The sequence below is a fragment of the Mycolicibacter minnesotensis genome, assembly GCF_010731755.1.
Taxonomy (GTDB): domain Bacteria; phylum Actinomycetota; class Actinomycetes; order Mycobacteriales; family Mycobacteriaceae; genus Mycobacterium; species Mycobacterium minnesotense.
The window spans coordinates 1,803,437-1,821,416 of record NZ_AP022589.1 but is presented as its reverse complement, the minus strand read 5'-3'; the positions used below and the strand labels follow the sequence as shown (position 1 = coordinate 1,821,416).

Genomic DNA, 17,980 nt, shown 5'->3' with positions numbered 1-17,980 from the left:
CTGGGTTGCCGGCCGAAGTGTGTTCGCCGTGAACAGAGGAGCAGACGTTGCGTGTAGGGCCGTTGGCGTTGGGGACGCTGTCAGATTGGGAACCCGAGCCCGGGCCCACCGTGGTGTGGCAACCGTCGGCTGCTGCCCTGGCCGTCGCGCAGCGGGCTCCGATCAACGCGGTGCCGGCCAGCTACATGCAGGAGCAACACATCCGCGGCTACATCGACCAGACGGCGGTGGGGCTGGACTATTCGCGCCTGATGGTGCTCAGCTGTGACATGGCGGGCCGCTGTGACCGGCGCGCCATCGACTACATCATCAATGCCCACGTTCGACGTCACGAGACCTACCGCAGCTGGTTCGAGCATGCCGACGACGGACGCCTCATCCGGCACGTCATCGACGACCCGGCCGACATTCAGCTCGTCGCCGTCGATCACGGCGACCTGACGCTGCCCCAGGTTCGCGAACTGTTGACGCAGACCCCCGATCCCCTGCAGTGGGATTGCTTCCGGTTCGGGATCATTCAGGGCAAGAGCCACTTCACCTTCTTCGCCAGCATCGATCACGTCCACGTCGATGCGGCGGTCGCCGGGGTGACCTTGATGGAGCTGTACTTCATGTACAACGCCCTGGTGGCCGGCGGCGCACCCCTGGAATTGCCTGCCGCGGGCAACTACAGCGAATTCTGTGTTCGCCAGCACCAGTTCACCTCTGCCCTCACGCTGGAGTCTCCCGAGATCGCGGCCTGGCGGGACTTCGCCGAGAGCAACGAGAACAGCCTGCCCGGTTTTCCGCTGCCCCTGGGTGACCCCGCGCAGCCGTGCCCCGCGGCCATGGTCACCGTGACCATGCTCGGGGAGAAGCAGACCGTGGACTTCGAGACCGTGTGCACCGACGCGGGTGCCCGCTTCATCGGCGGGGTGCTGGCGTGCTGCGGCCTGGCGGAACAGGAATTGACCGGCAAGGGAACCTATTTCGGGCTCACCCCGCGCGACACGCGACGGTCGCCCGACGACGACCTGACGTTGGGGTGGTTCACCGGGCTGATCCCGATCACCGTCGAGATCGGTGACAGTTCGTTCGCCGACGCCGCCCAATCCGCCCAGGTGTCCTTCGATTCGGGTCGCACCCTGGCGGACGTGCCCTACCAGCGGGTCCGGGAGCTGGTGCCCACCTTGGGTAAGCCACCGCCCAACTTTCCCGTCGTCAACTTCCTCGACGCCGGGGCCGCCCCGCTGTCGGCACTGATCGCCGCGGGTCTGGACGACCTCAACATCGGCGTGTACAGCGACGGCCGCTACTCCTATCAGATGTCGGTATATGTGATTCGGGTCGGGGAGGAGACGGCGGCCACCGCGGTGTTCCCGGACAACCCTCAGGCCCACGAATCGGTGGCACGCTATCTGGCCGTGCTGAAGTCGGTGTTCGAGCGGGTCGCCGCCGGCGGCCCTGGGGGACATCTTGCTTGAGCCGACCCCGGTCGCGTCAGCGATCCAGAGCACTCGCCGCTGGCGGAGGTGACCCCATCTTCAGTCGGTTAGGCGAACTCGTGGTGCGGCGGCCCTGGCCGGTGATCGGCTTCTGGGCGCTGTTGGTTGTGCTGCTCCCCGTGTTCGCGCCGTCACTGACCGAGATGGCGCAACGCCATCCCGTGGCGGTCTTGCCCGCAGACGCCCCGTCGGTCAGGGCTGCGGCGCAGTCGGCCGCCGCCTTCGATGAGCAGGGTTCGGAAAACGTGCTGACCGTGCTGCTCAGCAATGAGCAGGGCCTGGGCCGCGCCGATGAGCAGGTCTACCGCACGTTGGTGGAGCGGCTGCGGCAGGACACCGACGACGTGGTGATGCTGCAGGACTTTCGGGCCGCTCCGGCGCTGGAGGAAGTCCTCGCCAGCGGTGACGGTCAGGCGTGGATCCTGCCAGTCGGGCTTGCGGGTGACTTGGGCACGCCGGAGTCCTACGAGGCTTACATTCGAGTATCGGAGATCGTCCAGCAGACCGTCGCCGGATCAGCCCTCACCGCCGACGTCACCGGCCCCGCCGCCACCGTTGCCGACCTGACGGAGGCCGGCGCGCGGGATCGGCTCGCCATCGAGTCCGCGATAGCGGTACTACTGCTGATCATCCTGGCGATCATCTACCGCAACCCGCTCACCATGGTGTTGCCCCTGATCACTATCGGCGTGGCGCTGCTGACCGCGCAGGCGGCGGTGGCAACGGTGTCGAAGACCACCGGCATGGCCGTCTCCAACCAGGCCATCGTGCTGCTCAGTGCGCTGATCGCCGGGGTGGGAACCGATTACGTCGTCTTCTTGGTCAGCCGCTACCACGACTACGTGCGGATGGGTTCGGGTAGCGCCGAAGACAGTCAGCTGGCGGTGCGGCGTGCGCTGAGTTCGATCGGCAAGGTGATCGCCGCGTCCGCGGCGACGGTGGCGGTGACGCTACTGGGGATGGGCTTTGCCAAGCTCGGGGTGTTCGCCACCACCGGGCCGGTTCTGGCGATCGGTATCGCGGTGGCGTTCCTGGCCGCGGTCACCCTGCTGCCCGCGATCTTGGCCCTGGCGGGGCCCCGCGGCTGGGTGGCACCGCGTCGCGAACGGGCGGCACGGCTCTGGCGGCGTACCGGTGTGCGTATCGTGCGCCGGCCCAAGACCTACCTGGTCAGCAGCCTGGTGCTGCTGCTGGCCCTGGGCAGCGGGGCAGCGCTGATGCGGTTCAACTACGACGACCGCAAGCAACTGCCGGGTTCGGTGGACAGCTCCCTCGGATATGCGGCGCTGGAGCGGCACTTCCCGGTCAACCAGACCATCCCCGAATACTTGCTGGTGCAGTCGCCCAACGACTTACGCACTCCCTGGGCGCTGGCCGACATGGAACAGATGGCCTACCGGATCAGCCAGATACCCGGCGTTGCCGCCGTACGCGGCGTCACGCGGCCCACTGGCGAGTCGCTGGAGGAAGCCAGAGCCACCTATCAGGCAGGTGAGGTCGGTGATCAGCTGGGCGATGCCGCCGGGTTGATCGCCGCTCGTGACGCGGACCTCAACCGGCTGTCCACGGGCGCCAGGAAGCTGGCCAACGGCCTCGGCGATCTGCACGCCCAGGTCAACCAGTCGGTGGGCAGCGTTCGCAGTCTGGTCGACGCCTTGGCCTATCTGCAGAACCAGTTCGGCGGGACGAAGACGCTCGGTGAGATCGACCAGGCCTCGAAGCTGGTCAACAGTATCCGTGCACTCGGTGACGCGCTCCAGCTCAACTTCGCCGGTCTCGCGGCGAGCTTCGACTGGGTGGATCCGGTGACCGAGGCGCTCGACGTCAGCCCGACCTGTGATGCCAACCCCGTTTGCGGAACCGCACGCGCCGAGTTCCACAAGTTGCAGAACGCCCGTGCCGCAGGGACTCTCGATGAGATCTCCAGCCTGTTCCGGCAGCTGCAGTCGGCGCAGCCCTCGCAGACGGTGTCGTCGGCAGCCAGTGGCCTGAGTCGCTCTCTGCAGTCGGCCGCGGCGTCGTTGCATGCGTTGGGATTCGACAATCCACGCCGGATGCAACGCCAGATCATCGACATGCAGAACGGCACCAATGATCTCGCGGTCGCCGGGCGTCAGGTCGCGGACGGGGTACAGCTGCTGGTGGACCAGACCAAGGAGTTGGGTTTCGGGCTGGACGCCGCATCCGCCTTTCTGATGGAGATGGGACACGAGGCCTACACGCCCGCTATGGCGGGATTCAATGTGCCGCGGGAGGTGCTGGCCACCGAAGACTTCAAGAGCCTGGCCCACACGTTCGTCTCGCCGGACGGGCATTCGGTGCGCTACATCATTCAGACCGATGAAGATCCGTTCAGTACCCGAGCCATGGACCAGGTCAACGCGATCCTGGCCACCGCCCAAGCGGCGCAACCCAATACCACTCTGGCGGATGCGACCATATCCATCTCCGGGTATCCGGTCACGCTGCGCGACATCCGGGACTACTACGAGCGTGACATGAAGCTCATCGTCGTCTTGACGACGCTGGTGGTGCTGCTGATCCTGACCGTGCTCTTGCGCGCCGTCGTCGCCCCGATCTATCTGGTGGGGTCGGTGATCGTCTCCTACCTGTCGGCGGTCGGCCTGGGTGTGCTGGTCTTCCAGGTCCTATTGGGGCAGCAATTGCATTGGAGCGTACCGGGATTGGCGTTCGTGGTGTTGGTGGCCGTGGGAGCCGACTACAACATGCTGCTGGCGTCACGACTACGTGATGAGGCACCGCTGGGTGTGCGCACCAGCGTCATCCGCACCGTCGGTTCGACCGGCGCCGTGATCACCGCGGCGGGTCTCATCTTCGCTTCAGCCATGTTCGGCCTGCTGTTCGCCAGCGTCGGGGCCGTCGTGCAGGGCGGGTTCGTGATCGGGGCCGGCATCTTGGTCGATACCTTCGTGGTCCGCAGCATCACGGTGCCCGCCGCCGCGGCGCTGCTCGGCCGGGCCAACTGGTGGCCCGCACGTCCCTGGCTGTCGCCGGCGCCGGAGAGCGACGCCTGACCCGGGGCTCAGCCGGTGAAGCCGAAGAAGCTACGGACCTTGCCGACGGTGTCGTCGATCGCGCTGCTGGTCTCGGGACCCAGCACCTGCACCACATCCATGCCTGCCGGCGACACCGAAATGGGCCGGGTGGCGGGGTCGTCGTTGCGGGAGTAGCCGGCGTCGATCTGCGGTTGCAGGAAAGCGTCCAGCTGATCGACCACGTCGCCGGGCATACCCAGCAAACGCAGCGGCATGGTCAACGGCAGTTGGTTGATCGGAATCAAGTACGTCGTCGTCGTTGCGCCCCGGGAATTGACGGTGGAGCGGATGTTCTGCGCCGGAACGTCGGCGGGAGTGGTGAATGCTGACGGCGTGTGCACGATCGCCGAGCCCAGCAGGGCATTGGCGACCGACCACAGATTGTCGGGCCGGTCGGGGAAGTCGGCCATGCCGTCGTATGCGGCAACGATCCGGTTGGTGTCGTATTGGCTGTCCACTTCCGGGGGCATGACGTAGTCCTCGAGGGGCAGCCGGCTACCCGGCTTGAAGAGCCCGGAGAGGAAGCTCTTTCCGAAGGCGTGCTTACCCATGGGGGAACCGATTGTCGTGAACTGCAGCATGTTTGGTGGCGGCGCATTCGGGTCGGTGGCGAGCCGCACCTGTTCCTTGTCCAGCGCCATGGTGCCCTGGGACAGCCCGATCACGGCGGCCGGCTCGGCGCCCCGACGGATCACTGCATCCAGGTTGTCGGTGGCGGCGTCCACCGCGGCGGCCACGGTGACATCGTCGTTCTTGGCGTCGGGAGCGAACACGGTGGGGACCCACCGGAACATCGCCCCCGCCGGGTAGTCAATGATCTCGCGCTTGCGGTTCGGGAAATAGCCCGAGCCGGCGCGCCGGGTGTAGTCGGCCCACGGAATGCCCGGCGGCCGGGCACCGCCGACGGCGTAGACGACGTCCGCGGTCGACGCCTCGCCCACCGGTGGCGGCGTGGGCGCGGGCGCCGGCGCTACCCAGGGGGTGTCGATCGGATGGTCCGGGGCCGCGATCGCGGTACTGGCGCCCAAGCCACTGGCCGACCCGGCCAGCCATACCGCGAGAGCTCCGGCGACCAGTCGTTTCATCGCTAACCCCTTCAACCGTGCAGGCCCGCTGTCGGGCCCGCTCTTCACCCTCTCACAAACCGAGGATCCCGGCAGTGCACAAGACGCCGCCCACAGTGGCCAGCAGCGCCGCTACCTGCTCTGGACGCCGTTGCCGAACCCAGTTGTTCAGCGCGGCCATGACCGCATGGGTGGCGTCGGGAACCACCAGATAGGCCAGCAGCGGAATCTCGACGAGCGCGAACGCCACCACGTTGAACGTCAGCAGCGCGGCGACCTGCGTGCCGGTGGGGGCGCCGGAGGCGACGATGACCGCTAATGCCGCCAGATAGTCCAGCGACGGCAGCGCGATCCCCAGACCGGCGGTGCCGGCCACCCACAGCGAGCGGCCCCGCAGCAGGCGCTGCGCCCCCGCGGACACCCTGGCCGGTACCGATGCCGAACCGGCAGGGCGCGAACCCTGCCGCCGCGCGGCGATGACCCTGGCCGCCAGCACGGCGGCCGTGAGCAGCGCCAGTGCGCCGATCACCACCTGAACCCGGGGCAGGGTCAGCCCCGAGGCCTCGGTCACCGTGGGTGGCAGGAACAACAGCACCACCAAGCCGCCGGTGGTCCCCATCAGGAAGCCGCCGCATAAGAAGGCCATCAGCTGCAGGACCGGCCGGGGCCGGTTCAGCATCAACAGGGTCAGGCCGATGCGAACCGGCTCAACGCTGGTTGCTGCGGCCATCACCAGCAGGGCTAACCACATGCTGAGTGCTTGGCGCCTTGGCGCGGCCCGTTCATCCGTCTACACGGGTGAACTGCCGGGTCTGGTACTGCTCGACACATGCAGCACGGCGCACCTTGCCGCTGGTGGTGATGGGAATCGATCCCGGGCCCACCAGCACCACGTCGGCGACGGTCACCCCGTGGTTCTGGGCGATAGCCGCCTGCACATCGTTCTTGAGTGTCGAGAGCCGCTGCGCCTTCTCCTCGGCGGACTCGGCACGCTCGCGAACCTCGATGATGGTGACCAGGGTTTCGTCCTCGTCGACCGGAACCGAGATCGCAGCGACCCGGCCACCGCTGATCTCTTGCAGGGTGGATTCGATGTCCTCGGGGTAGTGGTTGCGGCCCCGGATGATCAGCAGGTCCTTCATCCGGCCCACGATGAAGAGCTCATCTTCGGAGATGAACCCGAGGTCGCCGGTGCGCAGCCAGGGGCCGCTCGGGGTGCCCTCGGATGCCCTGACCAGCTTCGCCTCGAACACTTCCTGGGTCTGTTCAGGCTTGTTCCAGTAGCCGGCGGAGACGTTGGCTCCGGCGGTCCAGATCTCGCCGACGGTGCCCGCCGAGCATTCGGCGCAGGTGTCGGGGTCCACGATCCGCACTGCCGGCGATTTCGGAACACCGTAGTTGAGCAAGGGGGTGCCCTCTTCGGTCTGGCAGCGCTGCGCGCTGCCACGGGTCAGCTTCTCCGACTCGAAGTAGACCGTCTGCGGGGGGCATTCCACATCGAGGGTGGCGACGTAGAGCGTCGCCTCGGCCAGTCCGTAGGCGGGGTGCAGTGCGCGGGCCCGGAACTTGTGGGGGCCGAAGCGGTTCATGAAGCGATCCAGCGTGGCGGGGTGGACGCGCTCGCTGCCACTCACAATGCCGAGCACGTCGCTCAGGTCGCGGCCGGCGAGGTCTTCGTCGGTGGTCTTGCGGACCGCGAGTTCGAAGGCGAAGTTCGGCGCCGCCGAGAACGCCCGGCGGTGGTCGGCCATCGCCTGGATCCAGCGGGCCGGGCGCTGCAGAAATGCCACGGGGCTGGTCAGCTCGCATCGGTAGCCGCCGAGGACCGGTGCGATGACGCCCAGGATCAGGCCCAGGTCGTGGTAGAAGGGCAGCCACGACACAATGGTGGTGTCGGGCGGCGCCACCCCGTTGAACTCGGGGAAGTAGCCGGCCATGAACTGCCGGAAGTTCACCTGAAGGTTGCGGTGCGACACCATGACGCCGGCGGGAAGCCGGGTTGAGCCGGAGGTGTACTGCAGGTAGGCGACGCCGCCCGAGTCGAGGGGCTGCTCGCCCATGCTGACGCTGGCGTCCAAGTCCAGGGCGTCTACTTCGACGACGGTGGCGGTGGCGTCGGCCCCGGATTCGCGGACGTATTCGGCGACCAGGCCGGCGGCTCCGGTTGTGGTCAAGACCACCGAGGGCGTGGTGTCGGTGAGCACGGCGCTGACCCGCTCGTCATGGGCGCCGGGGTGGGGCACCGGCAACGGCACCGCGATGAATCCGGCCTGCATGGCTCCCAGGAAACCCGCAATGTAGGCCAGGCCCTGCGGGGCAAGGATCACGGCCCGATCCCCGGCGGAGCCGTGCTGCTTGAGTTCCTTGGCGACGTTCAGCGCGCGGCGATACATCTGTGACCAGGACAGCGTCTCCGCGACGCCGTCCCAGTCCTGCTCGTAGTCGGTGTACGTGAAGGCGGGTTCGTCGGGGGAGAGGAACGCCCGTTCGCGCAACAAAGTTAATAGGGAAACATCTGACATGGCGGTGAGGCTACCGCCACAATGCGACATTCGCCGGGTGAGCGTCACGCGGTGGCCCGGACCCGCGATTTCGTGGCGGCCTGCCTGGTCCGGTAACCTGACCCGGTTGCCGACGCAGGCGACCCTCCTGCCGTGGACACCTCCACGGCCGCACTACGACCATAGGAGGTGATGAGGTTCCCATGCGTCCATACGAAATCATGGTCATCCTTGACCCCACTCTCGACGAGCGCACCGTTGCCCCGTCCTTGGAGACGTTCCTGAACGTCGTCCGTAAAGACGGCGGTTCGGTCGACAAGGTCGACATCTGGGGCAAGCGCCGCCTGGCTTACGAGATCGCCAAGCATGCCGAAGGCATCTACGCGGTCATCGACGTCAAGGCCGAACCGGCCACCGTGTCCGAGCTCGACCGTCAGCTCAGCCTGAACGAGTCGGTGCTTCGCACCAAGGTGATGCGCACCGACAAGTCGTAGCAGGCTGTCGCAGTCGTTGCGTAGGCTCAAGCTGCGAATGCAGCACTCAAGCGCTGCCACCGATCCTAGGAGGGCCCCGTGGCTGTAGGTGACACCACGATCACCGTCGTTGGAAACCTGACCGCGGACCCCGATCTGCGGTTCACCCCCTCGGGGGCAGCGGTCGCCAACTTCACGGTGGCGTCCACTCCGCGGGTCTTTGACCGGCAGAGCAATGAGTGGAAGGACGGCGACGCGCTGTTCCTGAGGTGCAACATCTGGCGGGAAGCCGCCGAGAATGTTGCCGAGAGCCTCACCCGCGGATCGCGGGTGATCGTGACCGGGCGGCTGCGCCAGCGGTCCTTCGAGACCCGCGAGGGCGAGAAGCGCACCGTCTACGAGGTTGAGGTCGACGAAGTCGGCCCCTCGTTGCGGTACGCCACCGCCAAGATCAACAAGGTCAGCCGCGGCGGCGGCGGAGGCGGCTTCGGTGGGGGCGGCGGCGCTTCAGCCTCCGGCGCCCAATCCGGTCCGTCCGGCCCGCCCGCGGAAGACCCGTGGGGCAGTGCACCGGCGTCGGGCTCCTTCGGTGGGGCCGACGACGAACCGCCCTTCTAGGCAAACGAACCACAGCACGAAAGAGATAGGTAGATGGCCAAATCCAACAAGCGGCGCCCGGCTCCTGAGAAGCCGATCAAGGCTCGCAAGTGCGCATTCTGCTCCAACAAGAAGCAGGTGATCGATTACAAGGACACCTCGCTGCTGCGTACCTACATCAGTGAGCGGGGCAAGATTCGCGCCCGTCGTGTGACCGGTAACTGCGTTCAGCACCAGCGCGACGTCGCGCTTGCGGTGAAGAACGCCCGCGAGGTCGCGTTGCTGCCCTTCACCTCGTCGGCGCGCTAGCCGACCCTTCGATCTCCAGAAAGTACGAAACGATGAAGCTCATTTTGACCGCTGAGGTGGACCACCTCGGAGCGGCCGGAGACACCGTCGAGGTCAAGGACGGATACGGCCGCAACTACCTGCTCCCGCGGGGGCTGGCGATCGTCGCCACCCGCGGCGCGCAGAAGCAGGCCGACGACATCCGCCGGGCCCGTGAGACCAAGCAGGTGCGCGACCTGGACCACGCCAAGGAGCTCAAGGAAGCTCTGCAGGCGCTGGGCTCGGTTGTGCTGCCGGTGAAGACCTCCGGCGACTCGGGCAAGCTGTTCGGCTCGGTGACGGCCGCTGACGTGGTGGCCGCCATCAAGAAGGCCGGCGGCCCCAACCTCGACCGGCGGATCGTCCGGCTGCCCAAGGCGCACATCAAGGCCATTGGCAGCCACGCGGTGTCGGTGCACCTGCACCCCGAGGTCGACGTCAACGTCACCCTCGACGTCGCGGCCGCAAACTAGGCACGCACCTCAGCAGCCCCGGCGGCGCCTGATCGGCGCCACCGGGGCTTTGCTGCGTTCGGAATGGGTCCGGCGCCGTTAGCTCTGGCTAACTTTTCGGCGCGTCTGCCATCGCGGGGCTGTTTACCGTCATGTGGAATTGCGTCTACCTGTGCGCAGGGCAACACGCCCAAGGCGGCAACCTGAGGCGACACGCCGGAGAGATTGTCCTCCACAATCAAATCGCCCGACGGCACCGCGTTGATCTGCGGAGATAACCGGACTTACAACTTCCATCCACAAGTCATCCCCACCGATCCAAACAATTGCGGGTGCGGTGTGCACACTTGATCCACACCTTTGTGAACAACCTCGTTTTGTCTGGCCGCCAGCAACGCCTACCGTCAACGCGGCACGACACTCGGGGATGTCGGTGCCCACGGTTATGTTCGGGGGTTATCCTCGGGGAGGCGCCGTCGAATGTATGTTCGAGTGTGTCAGTGGAGAAGGTGGGGCGCATGGCAGTAGTCGACGACCGTGGTCACTCGGAGCTCGAAGAGCCACCACGCGAAGACGTCGGCCGCCAGCCACCCCAGGATCTCGCCGCAGAGCAGTCGGTGCTCGGGGGCATGCTGCTGAGCAAGGACGCCATCGCCGACGTGCTGGAGCGGCTGCGGCCCGCCGATTTCTACCGGCCGGTGCACCAGAACATCTACGACGCGATTCTGGACCTCTACGGCCGCGGTGAGCCCGCCGACGCGGTGACTGTGGCCGCCGAGCTCGACCGCCGGGGCCTGTTGCGCCGGGTGGGCGGCGCGCCCTATCTGCACACCCTGATCTCTACGGTGCCCACGGCGGCCAACGCCGGCTACTACGCCACGATCGTCTCGGAGAAGGCGCTGCTGCGCCGCCTGGTGGAGGCCGGCACCCGGGTGGTGCAGTACGGCTACGCCGGTGCTGAGGGCGCCGACGTGGCCGAGATCGTCGACCGTGCCCAGGCCGAGATCTACGAAGTCGCCGACCGCCGGCTCTCCGAGGACTTCGTTCCCCTGGAAGATCTGCTGCAGCCCACCATGGACGAGATCGACGCGATCGCCTCCCACGGTGGGGTGGCGCGTGGCGTACCGACCGGCTTCACCGACCTCGACGAGGTGACCAACGGCCTGCACCCGGGTCAGATGATCGTGGTTGCGGCTCGTCCGGGTATGGGCAAATCGACTCTGGGACTAGATTTTATGCGGTCCTGCTCGATCAAGAACCGGATGGCCAGCGTCATCTTCTCGCTGGAAATGAGCAAGTCCGAGATCGTCATGCGGTTGCTGTCGGCGGAGGCCAAGATCAAACTCGCCGACATGCGCTCGGGGCGGATGAGTGACGACGACTGGACTCGGTTGGCGCGCAGGATGAGCGAGATCAGTGAGGCGCCGCTGTATATCGACGACTCACCGAACCTGACCATGATGGAGATCCGCGCGAAAGCCCGCCGGCTCAAGCAGAAGGCCGACCTGAGGCTGGTGGTCATCGACTACCTGCAGCTGATGACCTCGGGCAAGCGGGTCGAATCACGCCAGCAGGAAGTCTCCGAATTCTCCCGTAATCTCAAGCTGTTGGCCAAGGAGATCGAGGTTCCGGTGATCGCCATGAGCCAGCTGAACCGTGGCCCGGAACAGCGCACCGACAAAAAACCGATGCTGGCCGACCTTCGCGAGTCCGGTGCCATTGAGCAGGACGCCGACATGGTGATCCTGCTGCACCGGCCCGATGCTTTTGAGCGTGATGACCCGCGTGGCGGGGAAGCGGACCTGATTCTGGCCAAGCACCGTAATGGTCCGACGAAGACGATTACCGTTGCGCACCAGCTGCATTTGTCCCGGTTTACGAATATGGCGCACTGAGGGAGCTGTTGTTGGGGGGTCTGACGCTCCGTGTCCTATTGTCAGCGACGGTGGCATGTCCTTGTCGTGCGTGAGACCCAACAAGCTGTAGCGGCTCGGGCACATGCTCCCAACGCGTGCCATCGCGGGGTTTCAAGAGGCATTGCGGGCGATGCTGACCGCCGCGATCGCCTGCGGGAATTCGAGGCCCGCAACGCCTTAGTTGCCGTAGAGATGCAGCGCCCGGCCGGTCACGGTGGCCACGTCGCCACTGAGGCCTGCGATGGGCGGACCGCCGCGCTGATGGATCACGTTGGCGAGCACGATCACGTAGGTGTCCGACCCCGGGTCGATCCACAGCGTCACGCCGGTGAACCCGGTGTGCCCAAAGCTGCCGATGGGAAAAATCATGCCGCGCGGACGGGAGTGCGGCGTGTCGATATCCCAGCCGAGGCCGCGTAGGTCCTGCCCCCTGATCGCCGGATAGTTCGCGGCGAGCAGGGGATCGGCCATATTGGGCGTGTCTGCATTCGCCTGTTGCGCGGCGGCGTTCGCGGCCACGACCTGTGCGGCGTCGTGCCCGGGTTGCTGGGGCGTCGTCATCAGTTCCAGGGTCGATTGCCGCAGCGGGAACGGGCTCGGGCGACCGGCGAGTCGATCGAGTAGGGCCTGTGCGTATCTACCGACGTCGGCCGCGGTGGAGAACACCCCGGCGCTGCCGGCTACACCTCCCATGCGGCGGGCCGTCGGATCGTTCACCGTGCCGCGCAGCAGATGGTCGTAGTCGGGGTTGATGTCGGGGGTGTCCTCGTCATGCGACGTCGGCGCGATGCGGGCCAAAATGTCAGTGCTCCAGCTACCTGATGGGCACTCGCCGCCCCGGGATGCACTGGCGTCGAACGCGATGGCCGTACCGCGGAGACGTTGTGGGCCACAGGCTTTGGTGGCCGGAAGGTAACGGGTGTCGGCCATTCCCAGCGGCGCAAAGACGTTGTTCTGTACGTAGGTGTCCAACGGTTGTCCGGTCAACGTCTCGACCAACTCGCCCAGGATGATGAAACCGATGTCGGAGTAATGGAATAGCTCGCCGGGGCCGAACTCCAGCGGTGCAGTCAGTGCCCGATGAACACCGCCGGCCTTGTCGGCCTCGGTCAGACCCCAAGGGCCCTGGTGGCTCAAATCGCCCCCGATACCCGAAGTGTGGGTGAGCAGCATGCGTAGCGTCACCTGGGCGCGTCGGGGATCGTCGGTCTCGTTGAAATCCGGCAGGTAGGTCTGGACGGGGTCGTCGATTCGGACCCGGCCCTGTTCGTGCAGTTGCAGGACGGCGACGGTCGTCGCGAGGCACTTCGTCAACGATGCGATGTCGAAGATGGTGTCCTCGGTCATCGGCTCGGCCGCCGAAGGTGAGCCGTCGAGCGCGGGTTCGTCCGCGAGTCGGCGCACGCCGAACGCCTGACTGAACGCGATCGTGCCGGCGTGGCCGATCCGGACCACCGCACCCGGCAGCCGGGGCACCGCGATCGCGTCGTTGATCAATGTGGAGACAGGAGCGACCAGCTCCTCGCGAGGTGCGTAGGGCACGTCCGGGCGAGAGATGACGGGCACTGTGGTGGAGGGTGTGCCCAGGGATGGCGCAGGCAGGGGCGCCGGGTGGCCGCACGACGAGACCGCCCCGAGTACCAGCGCCACGGTTCCCGCAGTGCAGAAGCGAGTGATGAATGATGCCGACACCGTCACGTTGGTGCTCAGGCCAACGACCGTGGCTCCCAGACGGGTCTGCCATCGCGACCCGCCTGTCGCGCCAAGCGGTGATTGCGACTCCGAAGTAGCCGAAGTTGCAACACCGATTCTATCCAGAACGTCCGGCGAGGGGACGACGTCCATGTCGAGTGGAACAGCTTCTTGGTCGCCACCAGTGCATCTGGCGACCGCTCAGCGAGCTGTGCCGCCAGATCCACAGCGGCGGCAACGGGATCGTCGGCAACTGAGGTCACCAACCCGTACCCGAGTGCGTCTTTGCCGGAGAACACTTCGGCTGTCATGGTCAGGCGTTTGGCCACATCCATGGGAAGCAGCTCGCGCAATGTGACCGCTCCGGTCATGTCGGGGATCAGGCCCCACTTGGCCTCCATGATCGAAAGCTTGCAGTCCGGCGTCGCGATCCGGAAGTCGGCAGCCAGCGCCAACTGCAGGCCTCCGCCATAGCAATGGCCGTGGAGCGCTGCGATTACCGGAACCGGCAGGTCGCGCCAGGCCCAGCAGGCCTGCTGAAACAGGTTGGTCTTCTGCCAGGGCAACTTGCCGAAGTTGCGTACGCCGGCCAGCCCGGACAGCTTCGTTCCGGCAAAGTCAAGCCCGGTGCAGAACGCCCGGCCATCGCCGCGCAGGATCACCACGCGGATCGACCGGTCACGGGTCAGCTGACCGGGGACCGAAGCCAGTGCTTGCATCATCGGCAGGTCAAGGCTGTTCATCTTGTCCGCTCGGTCCAGCGTCACGTAGGCGATGCCATCGACGACCTCAACCCTGAGGCGCTCCTGTTTCATTGCAAAAGGATAGAGCTAGTTGCCATGGGGCGGAGGAAACAACGCTCGCTGCCCACGCGCCTCAAAGCTGGTGACGCGGTTCGAATGCGCGGATCTCGTGCGCTTCTTGTTCGGGCAACGGCGTCATCGTCGAATGCTCCCACCAGTTGGCCATCAGACGCTGAAACCAGTTGGCGTGTAGAACAACGTCGGCTGGCGGGTCAGGGTATCCGCAGTACTTCGAAGCCCAGGTCGAGCCCCTGCGACGCCGGCTACGCCTGGCCCAAGCTCGGCCGGTAGTCAGCCGCCTCGGACTCGGCAGCAAGCAGCGCGCTCAGCTCACCCTCCTGCTGGGCGACAAACACGCCGATCACCTGACGGCATACCTCCGGTACGCTCACCCCACGCGTATCCGCAATCCGTTTGAGCCCGAGCAGCATTGACGTAGACACGTGAAACTGAACAGCGAACTGACCGCACGAACCATCCTCAGGTGGCAATCCCGGACCCACCACCACAGGTTCATCAACGGCGTACTCGCCCAGCTCAGCACGTCGCGCTCGCTCGACAGCCCCACCACGATCGCCGGCGTCGACGTCGTCGGCCGGATCCCGGAACTCCTCATGACTGAACAGACCCATTCCGCCTACGCTAGACCCGCGCAGAACTCCTGGCCGCCAACCAAGCGCTGACCGGCGAATCCGTGACCCGGCACGTGCGGCTACCTGCTCAATCTCCCGGTATCTCTTCGGTCCACACGTTGAAGCTCGTCAGCGTGTTGGTGCCGAAGGCATTGCTCAGTGCGACGTCGGCGGCATCGCGTCCGCGCGCAATCAAGACCCTGCCGATGCGCGGCACGTTATTGCGCGCATCGAAGGTGTGCCACTGCCCGTCCAGGAAAACCTCGAACCAGGCCGCGAAATCGACGGGCTCTTGGGTCGACGGCATTCCGACGTGACCCAGGTAGCCCGTGCAGTAGCGGGCCGGGATATTCATGCAACGACAGAAGGCCACGGCCAGATGCGTGAAGTCACGGCAGACGCCGACTCGATCGTTGAAGGCTTCGAGCGCGGTCCGGGTGCTGTCTGCCTGCTGGTAGTCGAAAGTGATGTGCCGATGGACGTAGTCGCAGATCGCCTGAACGCGATCCCACCCGGTGGGTGTCTGGCCGAAGAGGTCCCACGCGGTCTGCGACAGTCGATCGGTATCGCAGTATCGACTCCCGAGCAGGTATACGAGAGTTTCCGCGGGCAGCTCCGGAACCGGAATCTGTTGCGCCCCGGGAACAACGGGGTCGGGAGAACCGCTGTCGTTGACGACTGCGTCGGCCCAGACGCGGATGCGGCCTTGCGGCGCGACAATGCGAGTGCACCAGTTGCCGAATTCATCCCGGTAGCCGACGACCGGGACCGGTGGATCGACCAACAAGGCGTCACGGCCGACGAGATCGGACACTCGGCTGAAGTGGACGTTCAGGTTGAAGATCATCGGGGTTGGTTCCGGGCAGTCGAAGATCATCTCGAAGCCGACGCGAATTTTCATGATGGGCCTCCTGCATCCCATGGGGCGTGCCACATGGTCGACGGTGATGGAAGAGATTCTTGGTCTAGCTCTTCGGTGTGTGCCGCATCATTGGGGCGTGCACCACGTGCACAGAATTGATCAGCTCGCTACCCGCTACCAACGCAAGACCGGCAGGCGGCTGAAGACCTGTTTGGTACCTTCGCCCCACGCCTCGCTCACCGCAGTGAAGTACGGGTCACCCTCATCGAATCGCCGCCGCCATTGCACGGTCAGGCTGTCTTTTTCGTAGCAGATCAGGTCGATGGGCATACCGACCGAGAGATTACTGCGAATGGTCGAATCGAACGACACCAGAACGCACTTCGTAGCGTCGGCAAGGGACGTTTCGTGGGTAAGTGCCCGGTCCAGGATCGGCTTTCCATACTTGGTTTCGCCGGTTTGCAAGAACAAGGTGTCGGGTCCTGCTTCGATGAAATTACCCTCGGCATAGATCCGGAAAAGCCTTACCGGCTCGCCGGCGATCTGCCCACCGACGATAAACGAAGCGTTGAAGGGAACCTTGCTCTGTTCTAAGTACTCGGCGTCGCGCTGCTCGGTCTCGCGCATCGCGTCCGAGACCAACCGACAGACGTCGAACATGGTCTTGGCGCCCAGGACATTAGTGGCCGCATCGCCCTCGGCGCAGCGCTGCGACAGCAAGCTGATCACGGACTGGGTTCCGGCGAGGTTGCCCGAACTCAACAAGACGATGACGCGCTCACCGGTACGTTCGAACACCGTCATCTTGCAGAACTTGGCGAAATCGTCGACGCCGGCATTGGTCCGGGAATCCGAGGCAAAGATGACGCCCTTATCGAGCATTATCCCAATGCAGTAGGTCACTCGATGGCCTCCTGGGCAATCTCTGGGCCGCCTTAACCCGGCGACCTGCACTTCTCTGGCGTCCGCCGCCGTCTACCCAGATCGGACCCCGCGGCGGCGCCGGTGCCGCTGTGCTCTAGCTGACGCTACACGGGCACCCACGCTCGCCACGCGCCACCGCTCAGCACCTCAAACGGCTCGGGTGCTGCAGCGATCCCCGACACCTACGCGCACCCCACCACCGCGCAGTCGCGTAGATTCTTTCCAAGCAATCCAGGCCCCCACGCAGCATTCAACGAAAGCCATCATGAGCGAAGACCACAGCGCAGACGTTCCACCGAATCAGCTCTCCGTCGATCCGCGCAGCGCCTTCTACGACGAAGAGGTGCTCCGCCGTGACGTGGGTATTCGCTTCAATGGTGTCGAGAGAACCAATGTGTGCGAATACAACGTGGCCGAGGGCTGGGTGCGTGTCGAGGTACCCACCGCGAAAGACCGCCGCGGCAATCCGATGGTCGTGAAGCTCAACGGCACGGTGGAACCCTATTTCCGCCCAGCGGAATAGCGGGCTCGGCAGAGGTTCCTCGGCCAGTCCGACGTGCGGCACGGTGACATCGCGTAGCCCGAAACCATCGGCGCCTCCGACACGGGTGAGCACCGTGGCTTTCATCGGATCAATCATGCCGGGGTACAGCGTCAGGGCTACTACTCGTCGATAATCACGTAGAGGCTCGAAACCTTTTCGTTGTGGATGATCAGGACGTCGCGGCCGGATGCCAGGGCGGGGCCGTTGGCGGGACCGAGTGTCCAGGCGTAGGTCACCAGGTCTTGTGACGTCTGCGTCGGCCCGGTGCGGGTGATCACGGTTTCCGGGAGCTGGGCCTGCAGAGCAGCTATCGCGGCCTCAACGCCCTCGTGGCCAGTGAGCGCGTCTGCCGGCTCACCGACGAACACGTCTGGGGAGTAGACCTCGGCGATCGCCTGCTCCCGTGCGGACCCGCTCGGGGAATTCCAGGCGTTCAGGTGGGCAACGATGATGTTCTCAAAAGGCAAGGCTGGACCCCTCATTCGTCGACACCGCTACGCAACACTGCCAGATAGATCCACCGGCAACTCTATCTGGCCGTCCGCCCGGCAACAGGGCTTTTCCCAACATGGTGGACAACCCGCGGATTGAATGGCCCCGGAGAAGCGCGGGGAAGCAGCGCGCCGAATTCGTAGGTGCAGTTCACTTTCGGG

General features: G+C 65.6%; 17 protein-coding genes. 8 read left to right on the top strand and 9 right to left on the bottom strand.

Annotated features, from left to right (window positions below; genetic code table 11):
* The first annotated feature begins 47 nt into the window (after positions 1–47).
* Complete coding sequence (locus tag G6N09_RS08435) at positions 48–1,463, top strand: condensation domain-containing protein (RefSeq protein ID WP_083026597.1); 1,416 nt, start codon at positions 48–50, stop codon at positions 1,461–1,463.
* Positions 1,464–1,564: 101 nt separating this feature from the next.
* Complete coding sequence (locus tag G6N09_RS08430; RefSeq protein WP_083026698.1) at positions 1,565–4,519, top strand: MMPL/RND family transporter; 2,955 nt, start codon at positions 1,565–1,567, stop codon at positions 4,517–4,519.
* Positions 4,520–4,527: 8 nt separating this feature from the next.
* Here the strand turns inward: G6N09_RS08430 and G6N09_RS08425 are convergent, their stop codons facing one another.
* From G6N09_RS08425 to G6N09_RS08415, 3 genes are read right to left on the bottom strand one after another with little or no spacing between them, the layout of a single operon-like run.
* The gene (locus tag G6N09_RS08425; protein WP_083026599.1) at positions 4,528–5,625 is read right to left on the bottom strand and encodes a PE-PPE domain-containing protein; all 1,098 of its coding nucleotides are present in this window, start codon (positions 5,623–5,625) and stop codon (positions 4,528–4,530) included.
* A gap of 52 nt (positions 5,626–5,677) precedes the next feature.
* Positions 5,678–6,355, bottom strand: coding sequence for a GAP family protein (locus G6N09_RS08420; RefSeq protein ID WP_083026601.1), 678 nt, complete (start codon positions 6,353–6,355; stop codon positions 5,678–5,680).
* 31 nt (positions 6,356–6,386) lie between these two features.
* Positions 6,387–8,126, bottom strand: coding sequence for an AMP-binding protein (locus tag G6N09_RS08415; protein WP_083026603.1), 1,740 nt, complete (start codon positions 8,124–8,126; stop codon positions 6,387–6,389).
* 182 nt (positions 8,127–8,308) lie between these two features.
* On the opposite strand from G6N09_RS08415, the gene rpsF reads away from it, so the two are divergent.
* From rpsF to dnaB, 5 genes are all read left to right on the top strand, one after another.
* Complete coding sequence (gene rpsF / locus G6N09_RS08410; RefSeq protein WP_046295378.1) at positions 8,309–8,599, top strand: 30S ribosomal protein S6; 291 nt, start codon at positions 8,309–8,311, stop codon at positions 8,597–8,599.
* A gap of 78 nt (positions 8,600–8,677) precedes the next feature.
* On the top strand, positions 8,678–9,196 hold the full coding sequence (locus tag G6N09_RS08405) for a single-stranded DNA-binding protein (protein ID WP_083026605.1): 519 nt from the start codon (positions 8,678–8,680) through the stop codon (positions 9,194–9,196).
* Positions 9,197–9,229: 33 nt separating this feature from the next.
* Positions 9,230–9,484, top strand: coding sequence for a 30S ribosomal protein S18 (gene rpsR, locus G6N09_RS08400; RefSeq protein ID WP_024442719.1), 255 nt, complete (start codon positions 9,230–9,232; stop codon positions 9,482–9,484).
* 32 nt (positions 9,485–9,516) lie between these two features.
* Positions 9,517–9,975, top strand: a complete 459-nt coding sequence (gene rplI, locus G6N09_RS08395) for a 50S ribosomal protein L9 (RefSeq protein WP_083026607.1) — start codon at positions 9,517–9,519, stop codon at positions 9,973–9,975.
* A gap of 497 nt (positions 9,976–10,472) precedes the next feature.
* The gene (gene dnaB, locus G6N09_RS08390; RefSeq protein WP_083026610.1) at positions 10,473–11,849 is read left to right on the top strand and encodes a replicative DNA helicase; all 1,377 of its coding nucleotides are present in this window, start codon (positions 10,473–10,475) and stop codon (positions 11,847–11,849) included.
* 198 nt (positions 11,850–12,047) lie between these two features.
* Here dnaB and G6N09_RS08385 read toward each other — a convergent pair whose 3' ends face one another.
* The 5 genes from G6N09_RS08385 to G6N09_RS08365 form a co-directional block, all read right to left on the bottom strand.
* Positions 12,048–13,568 carry a serine hydrolase domain-containing protein gene (locus G6N09_RS08385; RefSeq protein WP_407662677.1) on the bottom strand — a complete coding sequence of 507 codons (1,521 nt, stop codon included), beginning with the start codon at positions 13,566–13,568 and terminating at the stop codon, positions 12,048–12,050.
* Positions 13,569–13,576: 8 nt separating this feature from the next.
* On the bottom strand, positions 13,577–14,377 hold the full coding sequence (locus tag G6N09_RS08380) for a crotonase/enoyl-CoA hydratase family protein (RefSeq protein ID WP_083026613.1): 801 nt from the start codon (positions 14,375–14,377) through the stop codon (positions 13,577–13,579).
* Positions 14,378–14,628: 251 nt separating this feature from the next.
* The gene (locus tag G6N09_RS08375) at positions 14,629–14,997 is read right to left on the bottom strand and encodes a hypothetical protein (RefSeq protein WP_083026616.1); all 369 of its coding nucleotides are present in this window, start codon (positions 14,995–14,997) and stop codon (positions 14,629–14,631) included.
* Between the two features lie 88 nt (positions 14,998–15,085).
* Complete coding sequence (locus G6N09_RS08370; RefSeq protein WP_234807045.1) at positions 15,086–15,931, bottom strand: transglutaminase-like domain-containing protein; 846 nt, start codon at positions 15,929–15,931, stop codon at positions 15,086–15,088.
* A 102-nt stretch (positions 15,932–16,033) separates the two neighbouring features.
* Entirely contained in the window at positions 16,034–16,762 is a 729-nt protein-coding gene (locus G6N09_RS08365) for a proteasome-type protease (protein WP_234807046.1), read from the bottom strand.
* Between the two features lie 286 nt (positions 16,763–17,048).
* Between G6N09_RS08365 and G6N09_RS08360 the strand changes: the two genes are divergently transcribed.
* The gene (locus G6N09_RS08360; RefSeq protein ID WP_083026622.1) at positions 17,049–17,306 is read left to right on the top strand and encodes a DUF3297 family protein; all 258 of its coding nucleotides are present in this window, start codon (positions 17,049–17,051) and stop codon (positions 17,304–17,306) included.
* A gap of 140 nt (positions 17,307–17,446) precedes the next feature.
* Here G6N09_RS08360 and G6N09_RS08355 read toward each other — a convergent pair whose 3' ends face one another.
* On the bottom strand, positions 17,447–17,809 hold the full coding sequence (locus G6N09_RS08355; RefSeq protein WP_083026624.1) for a nuclear transport factor 2 family protein: 363 nt from the start codon (positions 17,807–17,809) through the stop codon (positions 17,447–17,449).
* Between the last annotated feature and the right edge of the window lie 171 nt (positions 17,810–17,980).

Bases quoted from the DNA above. Each gene is read 5' to 3' on its own strand.
- G6N09_RS08425 (WP_083026599.1), bottom strand. From the start codon at position 5,625: ATGAAACGACTGGTCGCCGGAGCTCTCGCGGTATGGCTGGCCGGGTCG.
- G6N09_RS08420 (WP_083026601.1), bottom strand. From the start codon at position 6,355: ATGTGGTTAGCCCTGCTGGTGATGGCCGCAGCAACCAGCGTTGAGCCG.
- G6N09_RS08415 (WP_083026603.1), bottom strand. From the start codon at position 8,126: ATGTCAGATGTTTCCCTATTAACTTTGTTGCGCGAACGGGCGTTCCTC.
- rpsF (WP_046295378.1), top strand. From the start codon at position 8,309: ATGCGTCCATACGAAATCATGGTCATCCTTGACCCCACTCTCGACGAG.
- rpsR (WP_024442719.1), top strand. From the start codon at position 9,230: ATGGCCAAATCCAACAAGCGGCGCCCGGCTCCTGAGAAGCCGATCAAG.
- rplI (WP_083026607.1), top strand. From the start codon at position 9,517: ATGAAGCTCATTTTGACCGCTGAGGTGGACCACCTCGGAGCGGCCGGA.
- dnaB (WP_083026610.1), top strand. From the start codon at position 10,473: ATGGCAGTAGTCGACGACCGTGGTCACTCGGAGCTCGAAGAGCCACCA.
- G6N09_RS08380 (WP_083026613.1), bottom strand. From the start codon at position 14,377: ATGAAACAGGAGCGCCTCAGGGTTGAGGTCGTCGATGGCATCGCCTAC.
- G6N09_RS08375 (WP_083026616.1), bottom strand. From the start codon at position 14,997: ATGGGTCTGTTCAGTCATGAGGAGTTCCGGGATCCGGCCGACGACGTC.
- G6N09_RS08360 (WP_083026622.1), top strand. From the start codon at position 17,049: ATGAGCGAAGACCACAGCGCAGACGTTCCACCGAATCAGCTCTCCGTC.
- G6N09_RS08355 (WP_083026624.1), bottom strand. From the start codon at position 17,809: ATGAGGGGTCCAGCCTTGCCTTTTGAGAACATCATCGTTGCCCACCTG.